This is a genomic window from Danxiaibacter flavus, from assembly GCF_041060425.1.
In the GTDB taxonomy this organism is placed as follows: Bacteria; Bacteroidota; Bacteroidia; order Chitinophagales; family Chitinophagaceae; genus Danxiaibacter; species Danxiaibacter flavus.
In genome coordinates, this window is record NZ_JAULBC010000001.1 from 238,185 (window position 1) to 264,636 (window position 26,452).

Annotated in this window: 23 protein-coding genes; 8 read left to right on the forward strand and 15 right to left on the reverse strand. The window is 40.9% G+C overall.

Annotated features, from left to right (window positions below; all coding sequences use genetic code 11):
• Positions 1-141: 141 nt before the first annotated feature.
• Positions 142-489 carry a hypothetical protein gene (locus QTN47_RS00930; RefSeq protein WP_369327423.1) on the reverse strand — a complete coding sequence of 116 codons (348 nt, stop codon included), beginning with the start codon at positions 487-489 and terminating at the stop codon, positions 142-144.
• A gap of 56 nt (positions 490-545) precedes the next feature.
• Here QTN47_RS00930 and serS point away from each other — a divergent pair, with 56 nt between their 5' ends.
• Complete coding sequence (gene serS / locus QTN47_RS00935) at positions 546-1,820, forward strand: serine--tRNA ligase (RefSeq protein ID WP_369327424.1); 1,275 nt, start codon at positions 546-548, stop codon at positions 1,818-1,820.
• Positions 1,821-2,091: 271 nt separating this feature from the next.
• On the opposite strand, the gene QTN47_RS00940 is transcribed toward serS, so the two are convergent.
• The 8 genes from QTN47_RS00940 to QTN47_RS00975 all read right to left on the reverse strand — a co-directional run bounded on the left by QTN47_RS00940 (position 2,092) and on the right by QTN47_RS00975 (position 10,651).
• A complete protein-coding gene (locus QTN47_RS00940; protein ID WP_369327425.1) occupies positions 2,092-2,604 on the reverse strand; it encodes a L,D-transpeptidase family protein in 513 nt (170 codons plus the stop codon).
• Positions 2,605-2,780: 176 nt separating this feature from the next.
• A complete protein-coding gene (locus QTN47_RS00945; protein WP_369327426.1) occupies positions 2,781-3,674 on the reverse strand; it encodes an outer membrane beta-barrel protein in 894 nt (297 codons plus the stop codon).
• 18 nt (positions 3,675-3,692) lie between these two features.
• On the reverse strand, positions 3,693-4,814 hold the full coding sequence (locus QTN47_RS00950) for an anti-sigma factor (RefSeq protein WP_369327427.1): 1,122 nt from the start codon (positions 4,812-4,814) through the stop codon (positions 3,693-3,695).
• 50 nt (positions 4,815-4,864) lie between these two features.
• The gene (locus tag QTN47_RS00955; protein ID WP_369327428.1) at positions 4,865-5,350 is read right to left on the reverse strand and encodes an RNA polymerase sigma factor; all 486 of its coding nucleotides are present in this window, start codon (positions 5,348-5,350) and stop codon (positions 4,865-4,867) included.
• Positions 5,351-5,433: 83 nt separating this feature from the next.
• On the reverse strand, positions 5,434-5,613 hold the full coding sequence (locus tag QTN47_RS00960; RefSeq protein ID WP_369327429.1) for a hypothetical protein: 180 nt from the start codon (positions 5,611-5,613) through the stop codon (positions 5,434-5,436).
• A 410-nt stretch (positions 5,614-6,023) separates the two neighbouring features.
• The gene (locus QTN47_RS00965) at positions 6,024-6,827 is read right to left on the reverse strand and encodes an alpha/beta fold hydrolase (protein WP_369327430.1); all 804 of its coding nucleotides are present in this window, start codon (positions 6,825-6,827) and stop codon (positions 6,024-6,026) included.
• A gap of 34 nt (positions 6,828-6,861) precedes the next feature.
• Complete coding sequence (locus tag QTN47_RS00970; protein ID WP_369327431.1) at positions 6,862-8,136, reverse strand: serine hydrolase domain-containing protein; 1,275 nt, start codon at positions 8,134-8,136, stop codon at positions 6,862-6,864.
• Positions 8,137-8,296: 160 nt separating this feature from the next.
• Entirely contained in the window at positions 8,297-10,651 is a 2,355-nt protein-coding gene (locus QTN47_RS00975) for an efflux RND transporter permease subunit (protein ID WP_369327432.1), read from the reverse strand.
• Between the two features lie 275 nt (positions 10,652-10,926).
• Here QTN47_RS00975 and QTN47_RS00980 point away from each other — a divergent pair, with 275 nt between their 5' ends.
• The 5 genes from QTN47_RS00980 to QTN47_RS01000 all read left to right on the forward strand — a co-directional run bounded on the left by QTN47_RS00980 (position 10,927) and on the right by QTN47_RS01000 (position 14,521).
• A complete protein-coding gene (locus QTN47_RS00980) occupies positions 10,927-11,610 on the forward strand; it encodes a hypothetical protein (RefSeq protein ID WP_369327433.1) in 684 nt (227 codons plus the stop codon).
• A gap of 37 nt (positions 11,611-11,647) precedes the next feature.
• Complete coding sequence (locus QTN47_RS00985) at positions 11,648-11,947, forward strand: winged helix-turn-helix domain-containing protein (protein WP_369327434.1); 300 nt, start codon at positions 11,648-11,650, stop codon at positions 11,945-11,947.
• 55 nt (positions 11,948-12,002) lie between these two features.
• Positions 12,003-13,346: a cell envelope integrity protein CreD gene (creD, locus tag QTN47_RS00990; protein WP_369327435.1), complete on the forward strand. Its 1,344-nt coding sequence runs from the start codon at positions 12,003-12,005 to the stop codon at positions 13,344-13,346.
• A 131-nt stretch (positions 13,347-13,477) separates the two neighbouring features.
• On the forward strand, positions 13,478-13,858 hold the full coding sequence (locus tag QTN47_RS00995) for a diacylglycerol kinase family protein (RefSeq protein WP_369327436.1): 381 nt from the start codon (positions 13,478-13,480) through the stop codon (positions 13,856-13,858).
• A 12-nt stretch (positions 13,859-13,870) separates the two neighbouring features.
• A complete protein-coding gene (locus tag QTN47_RS01000) occupies positions 13,871-14,521 on the forward strand; it encodes a DUF1361 domain-containing protein (protein ID WP_369327437.1) in 651 nt (216 codons plus the stop codon).
• A 488-nt stretch (positions 14,522-15,009) separates the two neighbouring features.
• Here the strand turns inward: QTN47_RS01000 and QTN47_RS01005 are convergent, their stop codons facing one another.
• Entirely contained in the window at positions 15,010-18,450 is a 3,441-nt protein-coding gene (locus QTN47_RS01005) for a hypothetical protein (RefSeq protein WP_369327438.1), read from the reverse strand.
• Positions 18,451-18,567: 117 nt separating this feature from the next.
• On the opposite strand from QTN47_RS01005, the gene QTN47_RS01010 reads away from it, so the two are divergent.
• Positions 18,568-19,209, forward strand: coding sequence for an MBL fold metallo-hydrolase (locus QTN47_RS01010; protein ID WP_369327439.1), 642 nt, complete (start codon positions 18,568-18,570; stop codon positions 19,207-19,209).
• Positions 19,210-19,297: 88 nt separating this feature from the next.
• Here the strand turns inward: QTN47_RS01010 and QTN47_RS01015 are convergent, their stop codons facing one another.
• The 5 genes from QTN47_RS01015 to QTN47_RS01035 all read right to left on the reverse strand — a co-directional run bounded on the left by QTN47_RS01015 (position 19,298) and on the right by QTN47_RS01035 (position 23,443).
• Complete coding sequence (locus QTN47_RS01015; protein ID WP_369327440.1) at positions 19,298-20,083, reverse strand: NIPSNAP family protein; 786 nt, start codon at positions 20,081-20,083, stop codon at positions 19,298-19,300.
• Positions 20,084-20,144: 61 nt separating this feature from the next.
• A complete protein-coding gene (locus QTN47_RS01020; protein WP_369327441.1) occupies positions 20,145-20,636 on the reverse strand; it encodes an OsmC family protein in 492 nt (163 codons plus the stop codon).
• An 85-nt stretch (positions 20,637-20,721) separates the two neighbouring features.
• Positions 20,722-21,435, reverse strand: coding sequence for a Crp/Fnr family transcriptional regulator (locus QTN47_RS01025; RefSeq protein WP_369327442.1), 714 nt, complete (start codon positions 21,433-21,435; stop codon positions 20,722-20,724).
• Positions 21,436-21,638: 203 nt separating this feature from the next.
• Positions 21,639-22,193, reverse strand: a complete 555-nt coding sequence (locus tag QTN47_RS01030) for a hypothetical protein (RefSeq protein WP_369327443.1) — start codon at positions 22,191-22,193, stop codon at positions 21,639-21,641.
• Between the two features lie 278 nt (positions 22,194-22,471).
• Positions 22,472-23,443, reverse strand: coding sequence for a M23 family metallopeptidase (locus QTN47_RS01035; RefSeq protein ID WP_369327444.1), 972 nt, complete (start codon positions 23,441-23,443; stop codon positions 22,472-22,474).
• A gap of 252 nt (positions 23,444-23,695) precedes the next feature.
• On the opposite strand from QTN47_RS01035, the gene alaS reads away from it, so the two are divergent.
• The gene (gene alaS, locus QTN47_RS01040) at positions 23,696-26,323 is read left to right on the forward strand and encodes an alanine--tRNA ligase (protein WP_369327445.1); all 2,628 of its coding nucleotides are present in this window, start codon (positions 23,696-23,698) and stop codon (positions 26,321-26,323) included.
• Positions 26,324-26,452 lie beyond the last annotated feature (129 nt).

Sequence of the window (26,452 nt, forward strand, 5' to 3'; positions counted from 1 at the left end):
CAATTAACTCAATATCGGTTTTCTAATAAAATCAATCAGGCTTGCTTTAGCTTTCTCATAAAAGGTAATTTATGAAATTGCACGGCTACAAACCTGAAACCTGACACCTGAAACCTCACGGCCTTACGCCTCACACCTGCCTCAAAATCCGTTGTTCTCAAAATACATCAGTATATGATCCTTCAGAAAGTTTTCCTGTTCTGGCAGAGCTATATTAGGCAGTTCCTTGAGTTGTTTAAAATGGGGCCAGCCATCTTTATCGTTCCCTTCAAGAAGGTAATATCCGCTGGGTGCAAGAATGGTACAGACGGCAACATGCATAAGATCCTGTTTTTGTTCTTTAGTGATTTTCTTTTGAACGAATCCCGTTTCCTGTACACCAATGAGAAATAAAATAGCGTCCATGTCCGGCTTTTTTCCAAAACGCTCAACCAGTTTTGCTTCCAGCGTCCACCAGCGTTGTTGTAAATCATCATTAATAAACATCATGGTGCAAAGGTAACAATGTGCGGCCAAAGGTTATCTTTGCGCAAATTTATTGTAGTATGCTCCAAGTAAGTGTTTTGCGTCAAAATGCGGAATGGGCCAAAGAAAGGCTTGCTGTGAGAAATTTTAAGCAGCCCGAATTGGTGGATGAGATTATAGCCCTGGATGATGAAAGAAAAAGAATACAGGCAGAATTTGATAACACGCAGGCAAAAGTAAACAGTGCCTCAAAAGATATAGGTAAATTGATGGCACAGGGGAAAAAAGACGAAGCAGAAGCCCTGAAAGCCGAAGTAGCCACACATAAAACCTCGATTTCATCCCTGAACGAAAAGATGTCGCAGACAGAGAAAACGTTGCAGGATAAACTGCTGTTGCTACCAAACTTACCCAGCGAAAAAGTTCCTCCGGGCAAAACACCTGAAGACAATATTATCGTAAGATCAGGTGGTGATGTTCCCGAGCTGCATGCAGGCGCGGTTCCTCACTGGGATCTTATAAAAGAATACAACCTGGTGGATTTTGAAACCGGGGCCAAAATAACAGGCAGTGGATTTCCGCTTTATCGCGGAAAAGGCGCCAAGTTACAAAGGTCTCTCATTCAGTATTTTCTTGATTTTAATACGGAAGCAGGCTATACCGAGTTTATTCCTCCATTTGTAGTGAACGAACTTTCGGCATATAGTACCGGGCAGTTGCCTGACAAAGAAGGACAGATGTATCATGTAACGGAAGATAACCTGTTCCTGATACCTACATCAGAGGTTCCGGTGACAAATATTTATCGCGATGAAATTTTGAAAGAGGCAGATCTGCCGCAAAAATTAACAGCTTATTCTCCCTGTTTCAGAAGAGAAGCCGGCAGCTTCGGAAAAGATGTTCGTGGCTTAAACAGGGTTCATCAGTTTGAAAAAGTTGAGATAATCCAGATCTGTCATCCGGAAAAAAGCTATGATGTACTGGAAGAAATGGTAAATCACGTCGAGAAGCTTGTTCAGTCGCTTGGTCTGCCTTACCGCATTTTAAAACTTTGCGGTGGCGACATGGGCTTTACCAGTGCGCTAACTTATGACTTTGAAGTTTACAGTACAGCTCAACAGCGCTGGTTAGAAGTAAGTAGTGTCAGCAACTTTGAAAGCTATCAGGCAAACAGGCTTAAATGCCGTTTCAAGGATAGTAATGGTAAAACGCAGCTTACACACACGCTTAATGGTAGCTCGCTCGCATTGCCTCGTATTTTGGCCAGCCTGCTGGAAAATAACCAAACAGAAGAAGGTATTAAAATACCAGGGGTGCTGCATGAATATTTCGGCGCAAAAGTCATAACTAAATAACCTCACTTTTAAATAGTCAAAAAGCTGCACAATTGTGCAGCTTTTTTCATTTGCGTCAGGCAGTAACAAGAAAGTTGTACGTTATAAGTTTTACGTTGTACGTTATTGGGCGTACAATCTGATACGAATCAATTAAGCTTTCACACAGACTAAAACGGGCTGGCAAGTTGTACGTTTTACGTTATAAGTTTTACGTTGATCGTAGCGAATGTTTAGTTACGAACCCTAAAATTAGACCTCCAACGTATAACGTAAAACGTACAACTTATAACTATCTCCTAATGGTAACCATTGTTCCAACGGGCACCATATTAAAGAGCTCATCTACATCTTTGTTTCTCATACTAATGCAGCCCCACGTCCAGTTTTGATAACTATCTACTGCAAAATCTTCTCTCGGCCACGTGCCATGTATACCGATTCCTCCGCCAATTTTTGCATTGGCCGGTATAACGCCCGCCGCTTTGCGTTGATTAAATTTGATCAGGCTTTCCTGGTTTGGATAATCGAGCATCATAAACTTGTGCCATTTTTCATGTACACGTTTATTGATGATATAAAAAGTTCCTTCTGGTGTTCTTCTGTCACCTTCCACAAATTTGTCACCTAAATCCTTGCTTCCAAAAACAACAGGATAGGTAACCAGCCAGCCTTTCTGATCATACACACTTAATTCGTAATCACTTTTATCAATGATGATGTAATACGGGTTAAACTTTAGAAAAGATGTTGAAATCAGCAGCACTGTAATCAATACACCAGTAACAGAAATTCTCCTCAACATGCAAACCTGTTTTGCATTAGAACGAAGAAATAAGTGAAAATTGTATGTGAGGGAAAGGAAAAGTAAAAAGTCAAAAGTAAAAACTATGCAGTTCAAATCTTTGATCTGTAAATGACCGGTATGCAGACCGCACCTAATGTTTTGAATTTTTGCTTTTGAATTTTGACTTGGCACTACTACCAGTTGCTAAACCGTATGCCCACTATGTAAGGGTATTGTTCAAGTGTTCTCTCGTGCAAGGGGTTAATGCTATAGCTGCCATAAAGTCTTACAGGTCCCATGCCCAGCTCACCTACATAAGCAAACCGCCAGTTGTTAAGACCTATATCGCCCTTTATTTTTTGCTTGCCTCTTTCATCGCTGATCTGTTTGTTACGGCTGTTATACAGGTAACCTGCACTTACTCCAAAGCTTATGCTAAGGCCATTTCTGCGGTCAGGCATGGTGTTAATGTTCACCATCATTGGAACTGTGATATAGTCGGCGGCCAGTTTGTTTTTAGAGAATAAAATAGTATCTCGGATTATATGTGGCGGATTGCGCAGATAGGATACATTGGTCTCGTAGCGGAAATTATACATGTTAATACCCAAACCATATTTCAGGTTGATAATGCCTTTATATACATTCAGCTTTTGCATAAAAAGCCAGATGTTTACGTTGGACGATTTTACAGTTCGAAGGTTAAAATCATCCTTTGTATATGGCTTGTTGGTTACGCCGGGTGTTTGCTGCAGGTATGTATCCGATGGACTGATGGCAGAGTAGTTTGTCTTGTCATTCCAGTTATTGAAGCCGAGATCGAAAATAAGCCAGTTGGTGCTTATAATGCTCCTGCGACTTTTTTTGTACGATGATGGTGTAGAACTGCTGCCAATCGTAATATCGAACGAGTTGCCGCTTGTGTCAGTTGGCGGGGAAGGCTCGCTATAAGCTTCCTTTTTGTCTTTCTTTATTATTATAAAGTTTCCAACACGGATTGTATCAGTCTTTTTGGTTGTACTGTCTGTCTGCGCAAAGCCTGACTGTGCCAGTAACATGGCTGCTGCAATGAATACAAATTTGTTCATGGCCGTAGATTTGATCGTTTATTTGGTTTCCTTTTCTATTTCAAAATTGGCAATCTGCAGCTTGCCATCGCTATCCTCATCCTGGGGTTTATTAAATAGGCGGGATGCTTTCTTAAAAAAGCCTTTTATCTTGGTTTTGTTGAGTTGCATAGATCCTACATAAACAGTGCGTGTGTTTGCGTCATCTGTATCCAGTTCTTTATAAACTATCGGTTCATCTGTCGGCAAAGATGCAGTTACTGCCTTAACGGGCGCTGCATCTTTATTGACGATCAGCTCCGGTTGTTGAGTTTCTGCTGGCTTATTATGTGCAATAACAGGCTCATCATTCACATTATTATTAGCAGTTTGCGATCTATAAGGTTCATTCGAAGCCGTTTGCTCCTGTTTAACCTCCGGAGCTTGCTTTATCCTGTTTATGTTCTCTTCTGTATTTCTCTTAGCCGTACTTTGGTTATCTGTTGGTGAAGCAGTTTGTGCAACTTCATCCTTTTTAGTACCCTCGTTCTGCAATTCTTTTATTGTGCCGGGTTGTTTAATTGGTTGAGTTTCTTCTTTGGGGGCAACCCGGGGCTGAACTTTTGTTATGTCATGATTGGTTAAAGAAGTATCTTTTTTACCAACTACCATCCATATTCCGGCGCAGGCTATCAGAATGGCTGCTGCAGCTGCTATACGCAGGAATGTAATGGGTATTACTCTTTTCTTTGAATGCCTGTATAACTTCTCTTTATGTTCAAATACAATTTCTTCCGGTTCCAGAACTACTTTTTGTAACAGGCTGAATTGCGCTTGTAATTGTGGATTTTGCAATACAAACTTTTCTACCGATTTCTTATCAGCTTCGTCAAGTTCATTGTCAACGTAAGAGAGCATGTACTCTTCATAGTTGCTCGCGTTTATGCCTTTGTTTGTTACATCCAGGAGAGATTGTTTGTCGTGGAATTTAATGTCCTCGTCAGGGTGCAGGCAGGCCTGCTGTAAAAGAGAAAGCTCATTAGCAAGATCTGGGTTCTGCTGAACAAACCATTCCACTTCCATGCGTTGATGAATACTGAGTTCATCGTCGATGTACATCAGAAAATACTCTTCATAATTTTGCCTGTTGATAGACATAGTTACTCCTGTTTCCAGTTTCAAATTTAAAAACCTTTACAACAATCGCACGCCGTTGTGCAAAAATGCGACGATTACATTACATTTTCCGGGCTCACCAAATAATTTCTCAGCGTTATTCTTGCCCTGTGAAGGTACACCTTCACCTGGCTGGCATTCAAACCGGTTATATGCCCTATTTCTTCATAGCTGTATCCTTCATAATCTTTCAGCATAACCAGGCTTTTTTGTGTGTCATTCAGCTTGTTTAACGCTTCACGTAATGTCTTCTTTACATCATGTGCGGGCGACTGGTGCGCCCTGGCATCGGATTGAACCTCATCTTTTAACTGAACCCTTTTCACTTTGCGAATGTGATCGATCATTTGGTTGTACGCAACAGTAAAAAGGTAAGATTTGGATTTGGCAGCGTCAACTGCCTCAATATTCCGCCAAAGCTTTTCGAAGGCAGTCTGAACAATATCCCGTGCGTCTTCCTCATGCCTTAAATTTTTCACTATAAAACGAAAAACATTATCTGCATAAAGGTTAACACATTCGTTATATTCTTTTTCTGTCATAAACGGTTTAATTCAGATTGATTGCCTTTCGTGATTGTTGTACGTAACAGCGAAGTAAATGTTACATAACAGGCGAAAATTTTTTACCGCAGGGTAGTTTTTATGGGGAACAGGCTTTCATGAAAAAGAAAATTGCCGTAATTGGAATCGCTGGAGTTAGCGCTTTCTCCATTGCAGTTCTCCTGCAAAAGCTGCGCATTGCTGGCCCGGGAAGTATAGATGTATGACAGCAAAAGCCAGGAAAGGATGAATATTGCAGTCATAACAAATAAGGGTAATATATTGATTGAGTATTTCACATTAGGAAGATTTGGTTCTACGAAGATAATCGTATATCTGAATTAAAACAACATTTTTTCCGCGATAATATCCATTTCACAAATCATTAACTTGAACGTTGAAGACTGTTTTTTGTTACAGGGCCTTTCTTAAAATGTTGAGTTTATTTCGCCGGGAGTTTAAACGTTAATGCTGTAGGATTGTTGTGTAATGGATTGTTAATTCGATTTTCCAGGTACGATTTACATGCCTACCCGTATGAATCCATTCAGGCGGGTACGAAGTACCTTACTCGGAGCGGGTGTATTTTTATTCAACTACGTAAATAACAATCTTGTTTTTATATTGTGATAATATATGTCTGAATTTAATATAACCTGTAAAGACAAAATGCTTACTGCAGGAAAGTAATAACTGCATTTGAAAACTCTTTCGTTTTTGATGCACCGCCATGATCTCCCGGAACCTTCACATATTTACTTCCCGGTATCATTGCTGCAAGATCAGGTGCAGCACCGTTATCCTCATCCTTATCTCCGCACACTAAAAGAACCGGTTTGCTTATTGTTCCCAGTTGTTTGGGTGTTGTAAACGGCTGCCATTTTTGTTGAAGAGCAAGTGCTGTTTGATCAAGTCCTGATTGCTGTACGTTTTTTACCACTGCAGCGAGCTGAGGCACATCTTTACCACTAAGTGCTTCATAGAACATGATCCTTCTGGGCCATGCACTATCAGTAAAGCCAGTGCCCATTCCACCCATCACTGCTTTTTGAACATTCTTGTCAAGCATTAATAATCTCGATACAATAATTGAACCTCTTGAATAACCCACTGCATAATAGTCATTGACATGCAGATAATGCAACAGACCAATGATGTCTTTGGCTTCAGCATCATTACTATATCCCTCATCAGTGTGCGGTTTCCCGGATTTGCCATTGCCGCGCAGATCAAGCAGTATAACTTTATATCCTGAAGATATAAGATCTGTATATAACTGGCTTTTTTTCCATGATTCGCCTTTCCCCATAAAGCCATGAACCAATACAACGGGTTTGCCCGCTCCGGACGTTTCATAGTAAATGGGCGTATTATCAAACGATTTGTAAAACCCGGAATCAGTTACTGGTGCAGTAGCTTTCTGTGCGTGGATCGAACAGGTAATAAACAATGCAAGTATGCAAAAAATATTTTTCATCGTAAGTAAGTTCGGTTTGTGAAATGCTGGTAATTTATTTTAGAGCCTGGTACACAACATTCCTGAATTTTTTTACAAATTCGCCATACTGCGCAAAGGGCTGTATGTTGGTATAAACTAGTAGAATCAAGTCTTCCTTCGTATCGATGGTATACTCACTGCAATACATTCCTCCCCATGTTAAAGATCCGGGCGAGGCGTTGTCTCCATAGTGCGATTCAGCTGTAATAATCTGCAGGCCCAAACCAAATTTATCTTTTCTGTCCCACACTTCAAGATCACCTATCTGATTCTTTTCCATCATTTCAACAGTCTTTCTTCCTAAAATTTGGGCATGATTAAAGCTGCCTTTGTTTAGAATCATCTGGCACAGGTTCGCGTAATCTCTAATGGTACTTACGATTCCCGCGCCGCCAGAAAAATATGTTCTGGCACCGGAAATAGAAAAGTTGCGGTAATCATTATTCGAATTCACTGTCAACTTATCGGCAGGGTTGTTTTTGCTGTACAGCTCAACGAGCCTGCGGGCTTTATTCTCAGGTAAATAGAAGTATGTATCATTCATGCCAAGCGGCTGCAATACTTTTTCTTTGAGAAAAACATCAAGTGGTTGTTTGCTTAATACTTCAATCAAATATCCGAGCACATCTGTATTGAGACCATAAACAAACTTTTCTCCCGGATCTGCAATTAAAGGACGGGCCGCAATCTTTTTTACAACTTCAGCCAGCACATCTGGTTTGGTAGAACCGAAATAGGGAATGCTGTTGAATGGGTCCAGTTTTTGCAATGGATGGTCATACGGAATACCTGCGGTATGCGAAAGTAAATGGCGTATCGTTATTTCCGAAGCAGCAGGCCTGGTTTCGTATTTGCCTGTTGCGGTATCGTAACTCACCAACACTTTTGGCTGGCGGAATTCTGGAATGTATTTGCTGATCGGATCATCCAGTACAAATTTGCCTTGTTCAAACAACGTCAATAGTCCCACCGTTACCACAAGTTTTGTTTGCGAGGCGATGCGGTAAATGTCATCCGTTTTGGCAGGCGTTTTCTTTTCCAGGCTGCTGTATCCGTATGCTTTATACTGAACTATTTTACCTTTTCGTGCGACAAAAGTAATTGCATTGGGAGCTATGCCTGCGTCAACGAAATATTGCATTAATGAATCAATCCTGCGCAGCCTGCTTTCTGAAAAACCATCCTGTTCGGGATTTGTTGACTGCGAAAATTGTTGAGGTGCTTCGTTCTGACTGAATGCAACTAGCGCAGCCAATACTAACGAGAAAAGCAAAGCAAGTTGTTTCATGGTTAAGTAGCAGTTATTGGTTATTTAAGATAGTAAGAAATCGTATTGCTACAAAACGACCAGGGAATATAGTTGACAAAATGGTAGCAGACACTGAAAAATGGCCGCAGGAAGAATAAAAAAAGGAGCGTTAAGCTCCTTCTTTTATTCAGTTTATCGATTACAATCTTTCTAAGGCAGGCTTTTCTTTATCCGGTTGTTTTTTGGATAAAGAGTTTATCAGTACCGGTAACAACACGAGGTTGGTAAATGTTCCGGTTACCAACGTGAGTGATGTAAGCCATCCTAATGTTTTAGTGCCTCCAAAGCTGCTAAAGCAAAAGATCACGAAACCTGCAATCAACACCAGTGAGGTATAAATAATACTCACGCCTGTATGGTGAATGGTTTGAACGAGCGTTTGCTTTACATGATTGTGATGTAACGGCAATTCCTGTTTATAATTGACCAGGAACCGTATCGTGACGTCGATAGCAATTCCTAATGCCACGCTGAATACAAGCACAGTCGATGGTTTTAATGCAATCTCAGTCCAACCCATTACGCCCGCCGTTACCAGCAATGGAATAACATTTGGAATTAAAGAGCAAAGCAATATTCTGAAAGAACGGAACAGGTAAAGCATACATAAAGCAATCAACAGGAATGCCCAGAAAATACTTTCTTTAAGGCCATTGATAATAAACGCAGATCCTTCTAAAAAAGTAACAGTGCTTCCGGTAAAAGTTACTTTGTAGTGAGCCGTATCAAATACCTTGTTAGCCTCTTGCTGAAAGTCATTTAATAATGCCGGAAGTTTTGCACTACCAATATCTTTCATATTTACACTTATTCTCGCCATTTGTTTCGAGCTGTCCATAAAAGTGTTCAGCAGTTTCGAGAAGCCGTTGTTTTTAGCGGCAGTGTCTTTGCTGCCTGACCCTTTAAGATATTTAGCCATTAAAGGAATATCAAACTCCGTCGGCGTAACATAATTGGTACTATCACCATCATAGTACCCCTGTTTAGCAAATTTTAAACCTTCCACGAACGAAAGTGGCTTTGCTGTTTCAGGCCTTTCTGCTACATAACGCGAGAACTCATCAATCTTTTCAATTGGTGAAAGCGATTTTGTAAGACCGTTTTTCTTTTTTGTGTCAACCACAATTTCAAGCGGCATAACACCATCAAAATTGCCTTCAAACCATTTCAGGTCTGTATAGATCTTATCGTTCTTGGGAAGGTCATCTACAATAAAACCTTCGCTTTTGATCCGTAGTATTCCAATTACCGCAATAGCAGTGATAATAAAAGAAATACCATACACCCATTTGCCGTGCTTAAATGCCCAGCGCTCAATGGTAAATAGTTGTCTTTGCAGAAACGCGTTGTCAAGATATTTTATATGGCGTTTTTTAGGCACCGACAAATAGCTTAGAACACTTGGGATGAATATCAACGAAATGATGAACAGTGCCATAATGTTTATGCCTGATACCACACCAAATTCTTTCAACAGATCGCTTTTGGTAAAAGCAAAAACAGCAAAACCAATAGCGGCTGCGATATTGCAGAATAATGTAACAATACCCATGCGTCCGACCATTGTGACCAGCGCTTTTTCTTTATTGCCGGTCTCCTTGTAAGCCGAGTGATATTTATTCAGGAAATATATGCAATTGGGAATGCCGATTACAACTACCAATGGGGGAATTAGCGCTGTTAGCAATGTTATTTTGTAACCACACATAACCATTGTTGCAAGGCTCCAGACAACACCCATTCCCACAACTAAAAGGCTCATTATTGTGGCGCTAACAGACCTGAAGAAAATTATTAAAGTAACAGCAGATAAAACAAGCGAACCAATAAGGAACCATCTCATCTCTGCTGCAATGCGGTCCGCTACCACTGTTCTGATAAAAGGCAACCCGCTTACATGTATTTGTCCACCTGCGGTCTGCTCAAATATTTTAACTTTTGCAATAATGTCATTTACGAGTATTGTCCGGTATTTGCTGTTTGCCAACTCTTTGTTCAGGCGAACACCCATCAGGTATGCATGTGTTTGGCGATTATACATGCGCGTGTCATAAAATGGAAGGTTTTCAAATACGGCCTTGTCGCTGTCCAGAAGAGCCTGGTCTGTATAGGGATAATTAAAGATTCTTTTGGGCACCAACTTTTCAGATGTGTCTTTTACCAGGTTAAGTGCTTCAGGGATACTGATGATTTCTTCAACACCCTTAACTGTTTTCAGTTCTTTATGCAACTTGCCGTATGCATTGAACACTTTTGTTGTATAAAAGTTTCCGGATTCAAGTCCAAGAACAAGTGTGCTGCCGTCGTCGCCGAATTTATTTCTGAATTGCTGGTATTCCTGGTATTTGATATTGTCGGTGGGAATGGCTCTTGTAAATTCATAACTCAACTGCACTTTTGATGCTTTAAATGCCATGAATGCTGTAATTCCCGCTAATACTACCAATAACGCAAGTCGATAACGTAAAATAAACCTGCCTAAACTATACCACATGTGCTAAATAGGTTATATGAAGAATGGCACAAAGAAAAGAATTATTGGCGAATGTGCTATCGGTTAAGGGGGCGGAGGGCCCTGCCGGAGTCCAAAAAATTCCCGGCATTTTAAAATGCTGATGGATATTAGGTGGATGACGGCTTTTTTTCAGTGTTTCGTTACCGATTCGGGGTAGTATGCAGCGCCTTTTCTTTTGAAAAAGAATGTTTTAACAAAATAAAAAGTTGGATGCATCAGTTTTATGTATTTACTTTGAATCACAAAGTGCTTTTATGGATGAAAAATCACAGCATCTGGATTCAATCAGGGATATTAAAAAAATGATGGAGAGAAGTAGCCGCTTTATCAGCCTCAGTGGTTTGAGCGGAGTAGCTGCAGGAATTTGTGCCCTGGTAGGAGCCTGGTTTGGTTACGGCATCGTTCATGGCAGCCATGGAGATGAAATTCGCAACAATCTGCTTCGCCTTCGTGATAAGGAGGGTGATATTTCCCTTGCTGATTATGCGGGCAATTCTTTATTAAAGATCGGTTTGCTGACATTTGCGGCAGCTTTTGTTTCAGCGTTTATTTTTACTTATATCAGAAGCAGGAAGAATCATACGCCGCTGTGGGGAACCACTGCAAGGCGCTTGATGGTAAATGTGTGTGTGCCAATAGCTGCTGGTGGCATTTACCTTTTAACATTATTGAAGTACGGCGTGTTTGGTCTGATCGCTCCGGGATGTCTTATATTTTATGGCCTGGCTTTAATTAATGCAAGCAAGTACACGTTGGTTGAAATCCGGTACCTCGGATACGGCCAGTTAATATTGGGAATAATAAATTTAGCTTATCCGGGTTACGGTCTTTATTTTTGGGCATTTGGATTTGGAATTTTACATATCGTGTATGGAACGGTAATGTGGTGGAAGTATGAGCGAAATTCCGGTGATGAGTCAGCCGTTCATAACCAATAGCGGTATATACATTAGCAGATAATGGCAATAGTTGCGCATGAAGAATCCCATTGAGCATTTAAATAAAGTTTTTGACAGCAGGATCCGCCTGGGTATCATGAGCTCCCTTATGGTAAATGAGGAAGTAAGCTTTAATGAATTGAAGGAGTTGATACAGGTTACGGATGGTAATCTTGCCAGCCATTTAAAGACGCTTGAGGAACATAAATTCGTTAAGGTACAGAAGGGATTTATCGGAAGAAAAACGAATACAACTTACTCAATTACAAAATCAGGTGAAAAAGCATTTAAGTCACACATTGAAGCATTGGAGCAAATGCTCAAGTTCTTAGAATAAATTTTTTTGTATTTAAACTTTGTAATTCAAAGTGCTTTTAAAAAATAAAATTGATATGACAAATCCTTATGAACCCGGTACAGTACAGCCAAGAAACTCAAACAAAACATTGGTTAAAGGTTTTATAACAGGCTTACTGATACTTGTTATGCTTATTCCGACCTTGTTTGTTCAAAGTCTTATCGTCGAGAGAAAAGAAAGGCAGAAAGAAGTGGTCGAGGAGGTAAGTAGTAAATGGGCGGGCGCCCAGGTTGTTAGCGGGCCATATATTGTGGTTCCATATGTAGACCCTTTAGCATATTCGGAAGCGCAGAAAACTGGCCGTAGAAACATTATACTACTTCCTGATGATCTTAATCTGACAGGTGATCTGCTTCCCGAAAAAAGAAAAAGAAGCATTTACAATGTAATGCTCTATCACAGCAATTTTAATGAGAAAGGTGCATTTAAGGTGAAATTACCTGCTGATATTGATGTGAAGAATCTTCTTTTGAAAGATGCCAGGATTTGCGTGGGAATAAAAGATTTTAAAGGGATAGAGGAGAAAATGAGCATTGCGTTCAATGGCAGTCAATATGAACTATTGCCCGGACTGCCAACAGCACTTATTGACAGCCGGGGATTATCTGCGCCTGTTGATCTCACTAATGTGGACTTTGCAAAACCAATGCCTTTTGAAATTGATGTGAGATTAAAAGGAAGCGAAATGATTCGTTTCATGCCGTTAAGCGCTAACAGCAAATTTGCCTTACAGTCTTCCTGGCCAAATCCATCCTTTACCGGAAATGTAGTTCCATCAGATTATACAGTTTCCGGTAAAGGATTCAATGCAACGTGGAAATTCAACTCTGCAAATCTTCCATTTCCAACAGTTATTACTGACTCGTTGCCGGACAAGCAAGATATCTCGTTCGGAGTGAGTCTTGTTCAACCGGCTGATCAGTATGCGAAAACTGAAAGATCAATCAAGTATGCGATATTGATTATTGGCTTGAGCTTTGGTCTTTTTTTCATAATCGAATTATTGCAGGATAAGCCATTACATCCATTACAATACATATTGGTAGGTCTGGCGCTCATTATATTTTATACGTTGCTGTTGTCTATAAGCGAGTTTATTTCTTTCAATTACGCCTACTTAATTGCCGCAATTGCAACAATATTTTTGATTGGCATGTATGCGCAGTCTCATTTTAGAAACAGGAAAACATCTGGCATACTTACAACTGGGCTTACGGTACTCTACGGTTTCATTTTCGCACTGATTAGTCTTGAAGATACAGCGCTTATCGTTGGCTCAATCGCGCTGTTTATTATACTGGCATTAGTAATGTTTGTAACAAGAAAAATCAATTGGTATAATCCGACTTTTAAGCCTTCAACGTTAAACCCGTTATAATCCCGATCCTGAACGAAAAACAAAAAGCAAAACCTTAAGTACGTCACTGAAGTGCAATACTTATTTAGTACATTACCTTAGTCAATCCGGTGTTAAATGGTATTGCGCTTCGCGTACTTAAACTGAAAATCATGAAACAACAGAATATATTTTCCACTTTCAAAAATGCAATAGAAGGTTGTGGTTATTTTTTTAAGAACGAAAGAAATGGAAAGATTCAATTGGTTGCAGCCATCATTACTGTTGGGGCTGGAATATGGTTGAAGATATCCGGAATGGAGTGGATCATATTGTTGTTGTGCATAGCGGCCGTGTTTTCTCTGGAAATGCTAAATAGTGCCATCGAGCGAATATGCGACCTGGTTCAACCCGGGTTTCACCCTCTTGTAAAAATTATAAAAGATGTGGCTGCGGCAGCAGTGCTTGTTGCTGCGATTGCGTCAGTAGCAGTGGGGGCAATCATTTTTGTTCCCAAATTAATAACTCTGTTAAATGGCCATGGCCATATTTAAAACTTTGATGAAATGAAAATGCGTGTTAAGTTATCTGCAGCGGAAAAAATGCTGGCAATTTGTATCTTTTTTAATCTTGCTTTATTTGTTGCGAGGTTCATTTATACCCGCGAACTGAATTATGGATTTTATATCTGGAATACTTTTTTAGCTGTTGTGCCAATGCTATTCAGTCGCAGGCTTTACAAACATGAAAAAATCTCTTTCTCATCTTCAATGTTGGTGGCCGGATGGTTACTGTTTTTCCCGAATGCACCCTATCTTATCACCGACTTGTTTCACTTTGAACAGCGCCCTAATGTGCCGTTCTGGTTTGATCTTTTATTAGTTGTTTCCGGGGCCTGGAATGGTCTTATTCTTGGATTCATCTCTTTAATACAAGTAGAACAATTTCTAGCCAAACATGTAGCTAAGAAATGGATGAAGATCATCAGCGCGGTTCTTATCCTGTTATGTGGTTATGGTGTTTATCTCGGCCGTTTTTTACGATTTAATAGCTGGAATATCATAGATCAGCCTTTTACTTTGATCAGGTCTTCGGCAAGCCACGTGCTGCTTCCACATCAGCATTTGCAGGCCTGGGCATTTACGCTGTCATTTAGCGCGCTTTTATATATAATCTATGTTACCATAAAAAAGCTGCCGGGGTGGAGTGAGGCGTAGGGACTAATCAGGCGCTGCACGTATTACGAATTCTGCTTCAGCCTGGTAATTTGTTGTTGGCAGGCTAAACTCATACCGGCGCCTAATATCAACAATGGCGGTCAAAATCTACATCCGCATTGTTACGTCGACAGGAAAATATGGTGTATTACAATCAAAGAAGTAATGACAGTATATTTTTTGTCGGTAGCCCGTAGGGCTTTAAGCTCAATAGAAGTCCTGACATACAAGGTCCTTATTGTCCGTAGGACATTAACCCCTTTTATAGTGTTAAAACCCCAGCCGGGATAAGATGTTCGCAGTTCAAAGATTTCTATTGAGCTTAATTCCCTACGGGAAAAACTGTCACTGTTGTAAAAATTGTCATGTGATGTAACCAATATCCAATGATGCCAAAAAAACGGCCCCGCATGTGCGGGGCAGTTGCGTATCAAAACCCATTTGAATTTGTACTGAATTGATTGTTTTATTTCGTTTCTTAAAACATCTTAGAAATCCAGACCCAATGCAAAGTACCACATTGGCTTGCCTCTGAAGAATCCATTCATTGGCCAGGCTGTATCAAGTTTCAGGAAGTAGCCCAATAAAGTGCTTCTCACACCAAAACCATAACCACCGGCAAACGGACCAACACCACCTGCTTTAAGACGTAACACTACAGGATTAGAAGAACCTTCACCCGGTAATACCATTGTTGGTCTTTCTATATTCTTGGGGGAACCGTTCCATGCAGTTCCAAGATCAAAAAACTGTACAACCTGGAAATTACGAAGGAACGCATTGTTCACCGGCTTATTAAAGAATGTGGTGAAGATCGGCAAACGGAATTCACTATTGATTACAACAGCATTGTTGCCGTTCGCGATGTTTTGCTTAAATCCGCGCATATTCAGCGTGAGTGACTGGAACGCATATTGCGCATCCGGCGCCGGTCTGTTGTCGTTATAGAACTTCGGACCAACCCATCCGTCCACACCACCCAGGTAATACAAAATTTTTGCATCGCCGTAAGAGAAGTCACCTGCACCTCTTACCGCCCAGATAAAGTTGCGATAGATCTTTAAATAATGACGCGCGTCAAATCCTACGTTCAAAGTGTTTTTGCCTTTTAAGGAAGAGCCTTTGCTCAGGGGGAAATAATAATCAGCATATACTTTCCAGCGCAAACCATTCCAAATATTTTGTGCGGGATTCAATGTGTTGTCATGCACGTATTCTATGTGTGAAACAAAAGTTGTTGCTGTTGAATCACCCAATGTAAGTCCTAAAGAATCAGGAACTACGCCAGCGAAATAAGGACGAACAACACCTTTATCTGTTCTTACACCAGCCTGCAACCTGATGCTTTTAACTTCGTTCAAAGGCATGGCAAGGTTAACCTGGTAAAGATTAGTGTATACCATGTTTGAGTAATCAGACTTCAAACTGCCAGGTCCGAAGAACAGCGGATAATTTCTAACATTACTTCTGTAATAAGTAAGCCCCCAGTCTATTCTCTTGCGTAAATTCTGGAAAGAAATAAAGAAGTCTTTATCACTGATGGTAGTGCCAAACCTAAACCCGCCGATAAACTTAATGTCCTCAAAAAGGTCACTTACGCCCACCCTGAAAGTGAAGTTGATATCGTTGGCATTGTTAAGCTGAATCGGGCCATAACCATATGTATATGGTTGGAACCTATTCACCAGGATGTTGTTGGTAATGCCTGCAACCAGGTAGTCCGCGCTGAACTTAAGGCGATAATTGAATAGCTGCGATTTTTCCAGCGTTGTAGGTGCGGGCTTTAGTTGAGGAACAAAAAAAGCATTGTTTTGTTGAGCTGCAGATGTGTCAGGATGCGCAATTGCAGAATCATTTTTGTGCTCCTCCTCAAACTCATTCTGGAAAATGTTATCAAATGGTTTGGCAGGATTGGATGTGTCGCCTCCCGGCCTTACCTGTATCGCTTTACCGGAAGCTGCCTTTTGCTGATCCAGCAATCTTTTTGCATATACGGTAGGCCTTGCATTTACATTGCGTTTGCGCAGCGTAACAGAGTCCACCCTTAATTTGTACAAAAACTTGTAGTCACCTTCTCTTCTTACCTCTGTAACCTGTCCGTTGTTACCTGCAACTCTTGATTCAAGCAGGCTGCTTTGGTAGTTGGTAATCGGGAAAGTGTACGTAGAATCTTTGTAAACCTGGAAATAGCTCAGGCTGTCCGGTTCCGGCTTCTGCCATGCTTTTAACGTAGAGTCAAGTTCTTTCTCGTCAGGGTTACGTAATATTTCATCTCCAATGTAATACAACGTATCCAGTCCATCTCTCTTTGTTGAAAAGAAGCCGGCCCAACGGTTTCCAATACCATTTTCATCACTTACAAATGTAAAGTGGTTGGTATTGTACTGTGTAGGATAGCGTGCATTACCGAGCTTCACATTGGTAAGCTGGGTTATTTGTTTTAACTCGCTGTTATTGTTGATGTCAACCAGGAATACATTATACCTGTTGCGGCTGGGTAATACGGTATCTCCTTTTGGCGCGTTAGGGCCGGGACGATTGGATGAAAAAATAATACCTGTTCTGTTCGGGAACGAAACGATAGAGGGATCCAGATCGTCATAAACATCATTGGTGATCTGCTTAAACTTGTTGTTGTCTATCTTATAAGTATAGATGTCCGTATGACCATTTTTTACCGCACTCATCAGGAGCGTATTGGCATCCAGCATGAAGCTGGCATCAACTATCTGGTCAACGCCTTCAATAACCTGTTTAAAGCGTTTGAGATTGGCAATAACATCATATACAAACATGTTGATCTTGCCATCTCTCCAGTAAATGACCAATAGTCTTGAACCTTTTACATCCCATGCAACTATCGGATAATTTGGATTGATATTACCGGAATAAGTACGAACACCATATTTCAATAATGTTTTTGATTCGGAGAAGTTGTCAACGAGTTTTACGCTGTAAACGCCTTTTTTGAACTCAACAACAGCATAAGCGTTGTTTTTAGCATTTGGGTTTGCTGCAAATCTGTAATAATCGGCTTTAGTTGTTTCTTCAACAACGGTCAGCCGGCCTCTGGGTGCATTGCGGCGTTGTTTAATATCTTTCAGGTATTTATCCTGTTCATATTGCATGAATTCTTCCAGTACTTCTTTGAATTTCTTTTTGCAGATTTTCAGCGCGGCAGTATTCAGGTTTTTGTATAAACGCGCCAGGTAAAGGAAATAAGTAACATTCTCGGGTTTATATCTTTCTGCAATATAATACCAGAAGCTATGACCGGCCAATGTGGGTTTGTCAAATGCAAACTGGTAAAAGGTATTGTAGTTGCCGCTTAAAATTGCACTTTTAAGATCATCATCTTTTTGCGGGTTCCACTGTTCAGCTATATATTCAACGTAGCCATCTGTAAGCCACTTGGGCAAATCAAGCAATGCCTGGTTGCTTGCAAATTCTCCAACATCATCACCAAACAGAATATTATCTGTTAAAATACGTGCAATACCCTCTCTTATTTGTCTGCGTAAAACATTGTGGTCGCCATTGAAGTACATCACCATTTTGTTATTAACAAGTTTGGTAAGTCCTCCTGCATTTTGCCAATCAATGCCAATGCCTATGTTGCTGGATTTATAGTCGTCATAAGTATTATATACCACAATGTTGGCTCTGCGTTGCAATGAATATTCCACGGCATCTTCAAGTCCCTGCAATTCTTCTTCAGCAACCTGGGCAACATACTTACCTAATTCAAGACCGTTCTGATTAAAGTAAACGTTGAAATTGGGTGACTGATAATTTTTCCAAACGAACTTTTTATGCTGAATGCGGTTTTTACCAAACTCTACGGTATTAACCTGAGCCTGAAGCAAAAACGGAAGAAAACTTGCAACGATAAAAAAACACAAGCCATTCTTAAGGCATTTAACTTTCATATCCGATCTTTAGAATTTTAAAATTAGCATAATACTTTTATACTTGACAAGGATTAATTTGTTGCGATTCGGTGCTTATCAGGGCGTAAAAGTATAAGGCGTCGTAAAAATACAATTATGATCTCCATCTCGTTCTTTACATTCAGTCCTATCCAGGAAAATACATATTTGCTCCACAACGAAAAAGGCGAAGCGCTTATTATAGATCCGGGTTGTTATTTTTCCGCTGAGAATGAAACGTTAAAAGAGCATATTTTAAAGGCTGGATTAACACCTGTTCAGCTACTTAATACCCACTGTCACCTGGATCATGTTTTTGGGAATAAATGGGTGGCTAAAACATACGGTTTGGAACTATACATACATCCTGATGAAGAGAAGATGCTGGAGCTGGCGCCACAATCAGGATTGATGTATGGCCTGGGCTTTGACAATTACAAGGGGTCTTTACATTTTCTCAACGAAGGAGATGTTGTGAAACTAGGGGATGATGAACTAAAAGTTATTCTTGCGCCAGGCCATTCACCCGGCAGTATTTGCTTCTATAACGAAAAGCAGCATTTTTTAATTGGGGGAGATGTACTATTCCAGGAAAGCATCGGCAGAACGGATCTTCCTTTTGGAAATCATGAACAGTTACTGAAAAACATAAAGGAGAAGCTGTATATTTTGCCGGACGAGACAGTTGTCTATCCCGGACATGGGCCATCAACAACAATCGGGCACGAAAAAAAGCACAATCCGTTTGTGAGAGCATAGAGGTTAATTTTGATTATCGATGATAAAAAACAAAAGCTGCTTAACGGAATGCCGGGAAGCAGCTTTTGCCATAATAGCTTAGGCTTATTTAATAATCAGAGTATTCTGTTGGATGCAGAAAAATGATGTCGCTTTTTGAAACAGTATTTTTATATTCTGGCATTGCGGACAATTTTTTCCAAAACGCATCATCGGAAAATGCCTTCCAATGAGCATCCCTGTCGGCCATATTTTCAAACGTTGTCATATACATCAGGTTAGGCATACGGCTACCTGCGATAACTTCGGAATAGAAAACAGCATTAAAGTTTAATCTTTTAAACAGATCAATCTCGCCGCCTTCATTAAACATTTCCACTTTTTTGCGATACAGCTTTTCTGTTGGTCCTTCATAACTGCGAAGTTCATAAATACGTTCTGACTTAGGTCCTTTGAGATTTGGTTTGGAAGACTCTGGTGCCAGGTGAAATGCATGTAATAAAATGGATTCGAAGCGGGTAAATGGTGCCTGGTTATAAGCTGCATCAATATAGTCTTTACCCGCAGATATATAGGCTGCGTCGTTGTCCAGTTTCTTTTGAATGCCTGTCATGTTCTCCAGAGATCCAAACGGAATGAGTACATAGAAAGATTTTACGGCTGCAGTATCGTTGGCAACAGCTTTAAACGCACCCACAGAGCTAACACCATTCCTGTGCAACGCCGGTATAAGTGCCTGCTGAAGATACGTGTCAATTGCTTTTTCCTGGGAAGCAGAAGTGTAATGGTAAACTTTGAGTTCGTAATACTCCCTTTTTTTGTCTTTCGCAGTGGCAGCAAACGATAGGAATAATGCAATGCAAACGGTTGCATATTGCTTTAGAAAATTTCTCATAATAACAAGATTGGTGTTTTAAAGTGGATCTAAAGGTATCCAAATTAGGATAGCATGCCAATTAAATGGGTTTTGCTAAGGAATTATTTAGTATGCAATTCGGCACTGTCTTGACCGGGAAGTTGCATGAGTTAGCGATAAAGCAGTATTGGTGTGCTTTTTCATGTAATTCATTTGCCAGCTCAAGTTTGGCCGCATCGGAAATTACCACTTCCGGGTACAGAATAACTTCTGTGAAACGGCCGCTTCCGTTTGCTTCTTCCGTCATTTCGCCCTTAGCTGTGTCTGAATAACTTTCTACTATAATACCTGCTTCTGAACACAAATGAAGGTACCAAAGCATATGACAGGAAGAAAGTGAGGCTACCAGCAATTCTTCCGGATTGTACCTTGTTTTATCGCCCCTGAACGAAGGATCTGACGATGCTGGTATTTCCGGTTTGTTTTCTACCGCTATTATATGGCTTCGCTCATAAGATGTGTAACTTTTGGTGCCCTGTCCCGTATTGCCGGTCCAGTTAAGTGAGGTTTGATAGTGGTGTGTTTTGGCCATTAACGAAGATTTTGGTTTTATAGAATAATAAAAGCCCGCTTAGGGGCGGGCTTTTCGATAATATCTTAAAATAAGTTCACCAGGGTTAATCCTGCAGGTTCGCAGTTCTCAACAACTGTTTTGAGTTGGTGATTTTTATCTTTTTGCCCTCAAGGTCGATCATGCCGTCCTTTTTAAACTCGGATAGAAGACGAATGGTCGATTCGGTGGCGGTTCCAACAAGGTTGGCGATCTCTTCTCTCGACAATCTTACATTCAATGTAGTGCCATCGGGTTCGCAGCCGTATGTTTCTTTTATAAAGAGCAGCGTTTCGGCCAGTCTTTCCCTAACAGGTTTCTGAGCGAGGTGCGTTAGTTTAACTTCTGCACGATGCAATTCGTTACTCAGTAATTTCATCATTTCGAAAGAGATACCCGCATCTTTCTTTAAAACGGAAACAAAAAGATCTTTAGGAATAAAACAAACATTGGCATCTTCCAGGGCAATTGCGGAAGCACTGTACCGGTCTCCACTAAGAAGGGCCCGGTAGCCAATAACATCTCCTCCCTTCAAAAGACGGATAATCTGTTCTTTTCCGTCGTCACCGAGGTGAGATAGCTTTATTTTCCCTGAATTAATGCAATAAATTCCAAAGGGGTAGGATCCCTCATTAAAAATTACCTGTCCTTTCCGATAAAAATTGCAAACCTTGTAATTGTCAATTTCCGATAAATTTTCGTCTTTAGCTGAACAAAGTAGCGAAGTGAAATGGTGTTCGCAGTGGTGGCAATCTAAGCATTCATTTGATGGTAACTTCATGTAGAGCCATTTTGAGCCGCAAAGATACCTTATAATGACACACAAAATAGCGCCCAAACTAATTGATTTGGATATAAATATATCCCTCTAACGCAAATGCAAGGTCCGTAAGGCGGAAATTGCATTTGGTTGGTTATAAATTCAAATGAAAAAATACCGCATGGATGAACGTTGCATTCCGGAGACGTTGCAATGCAACGTCTCTACGAGAACAACCCTTTAATCGTATTTAATATTCCGCCGCTGTTACCCTTAAACATTGCCATTGCATCCTGCAAATCTGTATCGCCATCGCCATCAACGTCAAACGCACCGCTTTGAAATTTTGTCATTAATGACTGGACATCGAATCCACCTGTTCCGCCGCCAGACAATTGATTAAAAATGCCCTGCAGATTAAAACTTCCATCATTCGCATCATTGGTTTTGCTCACCAGTTGTTGCAAAACATTTGGTATAAGGCTGCCGGCCATACTTCCTGCCTGGGCTTCATTTAGCCCGAATTTACTCATAATATCCTGCGTAAAGCCGCTCTGTATGTTTTGCGTAACAGTGCTTGACGCTACATTGCCGCTATTGCTAAACATATTCAGCACATCTTTTAATCCACCACCGGCTATAGCATTCTGCAAGCCGCTTGTGATGGAATTGCCGGCCATGGCAACAGCTTCTTCATTACGTTCATTTGGAATGTCCGGATTATTGATAATTGAGCTGTCACCCTGTTGTGTGATAAGGCTAAGAAGATTCTCTAGCATATGAAGTTTTTAGAATAGAAAAGTACTAAAGCAAAATGGAAAATACCAGTGTTGAGGAAGAAAAAGCTTAAAGACTGAAGCTCAAAGCCTAAAGCCTAAAGCTCAAAGCCTAAAGCTCAAAGCCAGGCAACTCCAATTAGAGTGATTACAGGTATTTTGCTTAAAAAGCCGAATACACGGTACCCCCTCAGAACAAAATATTTAGTAGTTTATTTTAATTGCGCTTTCTAAAATTGAACAGCCAGTTCTAGGCTTTGGGCTTTAGGCTCTAAGCTTAACTAGTCAAAACTCTGGTTGCTGGCGGTGGCCAGTTTCAACAGCCGGTCGTATTGTTCGGGGGTGAGATCATTGTAGAAATAATAAACCGGATCTACAGGCTGGCCGTTGCGATGTACTTCATAGTGGCAATGTGGTCCTGTGCTTTTTCCGGTACTTCCCACATAGCCGATAACTTCACCTCTTTTTACCCTGGTGCCATTTCTGGCTTTGATGCGTACCATATGGCCGTACAGCGTTTCATAACCATAGCCATGATTAACTACTACATGGTTTCCATAACCACCTTCATTATAGCTGGCTTCTTTAACAACGCCGTCTGCAGTGGCATATATCGGAGTTCCCTGCGGTGCCGCGAAGTCTAACCCTGCGTGAAATTTTCCGATCTTATAAATCGGGTCAATGCGTGTTCCAAAGCCAGAGGCAACGCGCGTGAGGTTTTTGTTGGCTACGGGCTGTATCGCGGGAATAGCCGCAATCAGCTTTTCCTTGTTTTTAATAAGGTTGTTGATGTCGTCATAAGATTTTGCCTGGTAGGCTATCCGAAGGGTTAGATTGTTTAACTGGCTACTAATGCTGTCAACCAGTTCGCTGTTCCCCAGGCTTTGCACCAGCTGAATTTCCTTATCGGCCTGCATGGCTTTAAGCCTTGCACTGTCAGGGATTGGGGAAGATTCAAAAATGGAGCGGTACACATCATTATCTCTTTTTTCCAACTCGCCCATTTTCTGTTGCAACTGTACTACTTGCTGGCTCAGTAACTTGTAATTGTCATTCAGCGCCTCATTTTTTTGCTTTAATATCAACTCCTTGGGAGAATCTATGTAACGGAACGCAATGGCCACAATAATACCTGCAGTAACAAGTGCAGATGCTATAAATCCAAAAATACGCAGCAACTTCACCCTTATAGGGGTAATGAGTTTTTCGTATCTTAAAGTATGTGTGTTATAATAGTATTTAATCTTTTTCATAACGGGTATGCGGGAGTTTTTCAGTTTGGCACTCGCAATCAGCAAAATCTGTTCCGAAAGTGACGCAGATATTTTCTCTTGTAACCGGCCTGGCATTCGCCCGGCGTCAATGCATAACTAATGTTTTTCATCGCTTCGCCGGCAATTCACATCCGTTACATCTCACACCAAACCTTTACCTTTGTTGCCCTTTGTAAAAAACAAAGATAGCTGCTAATACAGCAAACCAAAGTCAAATTTTATTGAAAGATTATGTTATCAAGCGTTGAGATAAGACAAAAATTCCTCGATTTTTTTGTATCGAAAGGTCATCAGATTGTTCCTTCTGCTCCGATTGTTGTAAAGAACGATCCTACGTTGCTGTTTACCAATGCCGGCATGAACCAGTTTAAGGATTATTTTTTGGGTAATAAAACTCCGCAATCAGCGCGTGTTGCAGATACTCAGAAGTGCTTGCGCGTAAGCGGAAAACACAACGACCTGGAAGAAGTTGGGGTGGATACTTACCACCATACAATGTTCGAGATGCTTGGTAACTGGAGCTTTGGAGATTATTTTAAGAAAGAAGCCATTGAATGGAGCTGGGAGTTGCTGACAAACGTATTTAAGATTCCCGTTGACAGAATTTATGTATCTGTTTTTGAAGGAGATGCTACGGAAGGACTGCCGAAAGATGAAGAGGCTTTTGAAGAATGGAAAAAATGGATAGCAGAGGATAGAATACTACTGGGTAAAAAGAAAGACAATTTCTGGGAAATGGGTGATACCGGTCCGTGCGGGCCATGTACCGAAATACATGTTGACTGTAGAAATGATGAAGAGAGAGCTGCCGTGGATGGAAAATCTTTGGTGAACAATGATCACCCACAGGTTATTGAAATATGGAACAATGTATTCATGCAGTTCAACCGCCTGAAGGATGGACGGCTGGAACCATTGCCTGCCAAGCATGTGGATACGGGAATGGGCTTTGAAAGACTTGTTCGTGTGTTGCAGAACAAGCAAAGCAATTATGATACGGATGTATTTTCCGGAACGATTGGTGCCATCGCAAAAATTACAGGTAATACTTATGATGGAAGTGATAGCAAGCAGGCTGTTGCCTTTCGTGTGCTGGCAGATCATATCCGTGCCATTGCTTTCTCTATAGCTGATGGTCAGCTTCCTTCCAATACAGGCGCCGGTTATGTGATCAGAAGGATTTTAAGACGTGCTGTTCGCTATGCCTATTCTTACCTTGATTATAAGCAACCAATACTGTTTCAATTGATGCCGGTGCTTGCGGCTCAATTTGAGCATGTGTTTCCAGAACTTAGCAAACAAGTAGAGTTTGTGAGTAAAGTTGTGAAAGAAGAAGAAGAGTCCTTCTTACGTACGTTGGATAAGGGCTTGAAGCGAATAGACGATATTATCAAGAGCGCTTCCGGCCAGATTGAGGGAAAAGCTGCATTCGAGCTTTTTGATACATATGGATTTCCGATCGACCTAACGAGACTGATTGCGAGCGAGAATAAACTTACCATTGATGAGCAGGGTTTTGAAAAAGAAATGGAGCAACAAAAAGGAAGGAGTCGCGCGGCAACAGCTATTGACACGGAAGACTGGATTATTTTGCATGATGATGCTGCCGTGAAATTTGTTGGATACGACGATTTGAATGTGACCACAAAAGTTATCCGTTACAGAAAGGTAAAAGCTAAAGGCAAAGAGCAATACCAGCTTGTTTTGGAAACTACGCCATTTTATGCCGAAAGCGGTGGTCAGGTTGGCGACACAGGGACGCTGCAATTTGAAAAAGAAGTAATAGAGGTTACAGATACCAAAAAAGAGAACGATCTTATTGTTCACTTTACTGAAAAATTGCCCTTAGAAATAGAAGGAAAAGTAGTGGCTCATGTAAACTGGGAAAGCAGGATGCTTGCTGCTTACAACCACACGGCTACACACCTGTTGCATGCCGCATTACGGGCGGTTCTGGGGACACACGTTGCCCAAAAAGGCTCTTTTGTATCTCCGGATGTTTTGCGTTTCGATTTTTCTCATTTTGCTAAAATGACACCTGATGAAATCCGCCAGGTAGAGTTATTGGTAAATGAAAAGATCCGCGCAAACATTCCCGTTGTTATCAAAGAATTGCCGAAAGAAGAAGCAATGCAACTTGGAGCGATGGCATTATTCGGTGAGAAATACGGCGACATTGTGCGCGTGGTGATCATCGATCCGTCGTACTCAGTAGAGCTTTGCGGAGGTACACATGTAATGCACACCGGTATGATTGGGTTCTGCGCAATTGTATCCGAATCAGCCGTTGCTGCTGGTGTTCGCCGTATTGAAGCGCTAACCGGTCCTGCGTCTGTGCGTTTTGTAATGGATAAAGTAGATCAGATCAAAAGCATTGGAGAACTGGTCAAATCCAGGGATCCGTTGAAGGCTATTGAAAAATTGCTGGAAGACAAAATTGCGTTGGAAAAGAAGATTGAATCTTTTGAGGCAAAACAGCTTCAGGTAATTAAAAAAGAATTGCTCGATAAGCAAACTACTTTCCCTTTAACCGAAGGACTTGATGCTGTATTTATTGGAGAAATAGTTGAAGTAAGCAATGCGGACGCATTGAAAAAATTGTGTTTTGAATTAAAAGCGACATTGGGATGTTATGCTGTTGTTCTCGCTGCAAATATTGATGGCAAGCCGAATGTTGCTGTAATGTTGGACCAGAGCATTATTGATGCAAAACAGATTGATGCGCCTACCATCATTAAAAAACATATAGCACCACTGATCAAAGGCGGCGGCGGCGGTCAAAAAACTTTGGCTACTGCAGGTGGTACCGATGCAAGTAACTTGGATAAAGTAATAGATGTTGTAAAGAACCTTTTATAGCGTGATGCGTATTGAATAGTTAATGGTGCGGCGGTTGCGGTGAATCTCCCCGGGGATTTCTACAGACTTAACCGTTCGGGACATTTTTGTTCGGATTCGATTGGTCCAAAAATCATCTTCAAAAGTGAA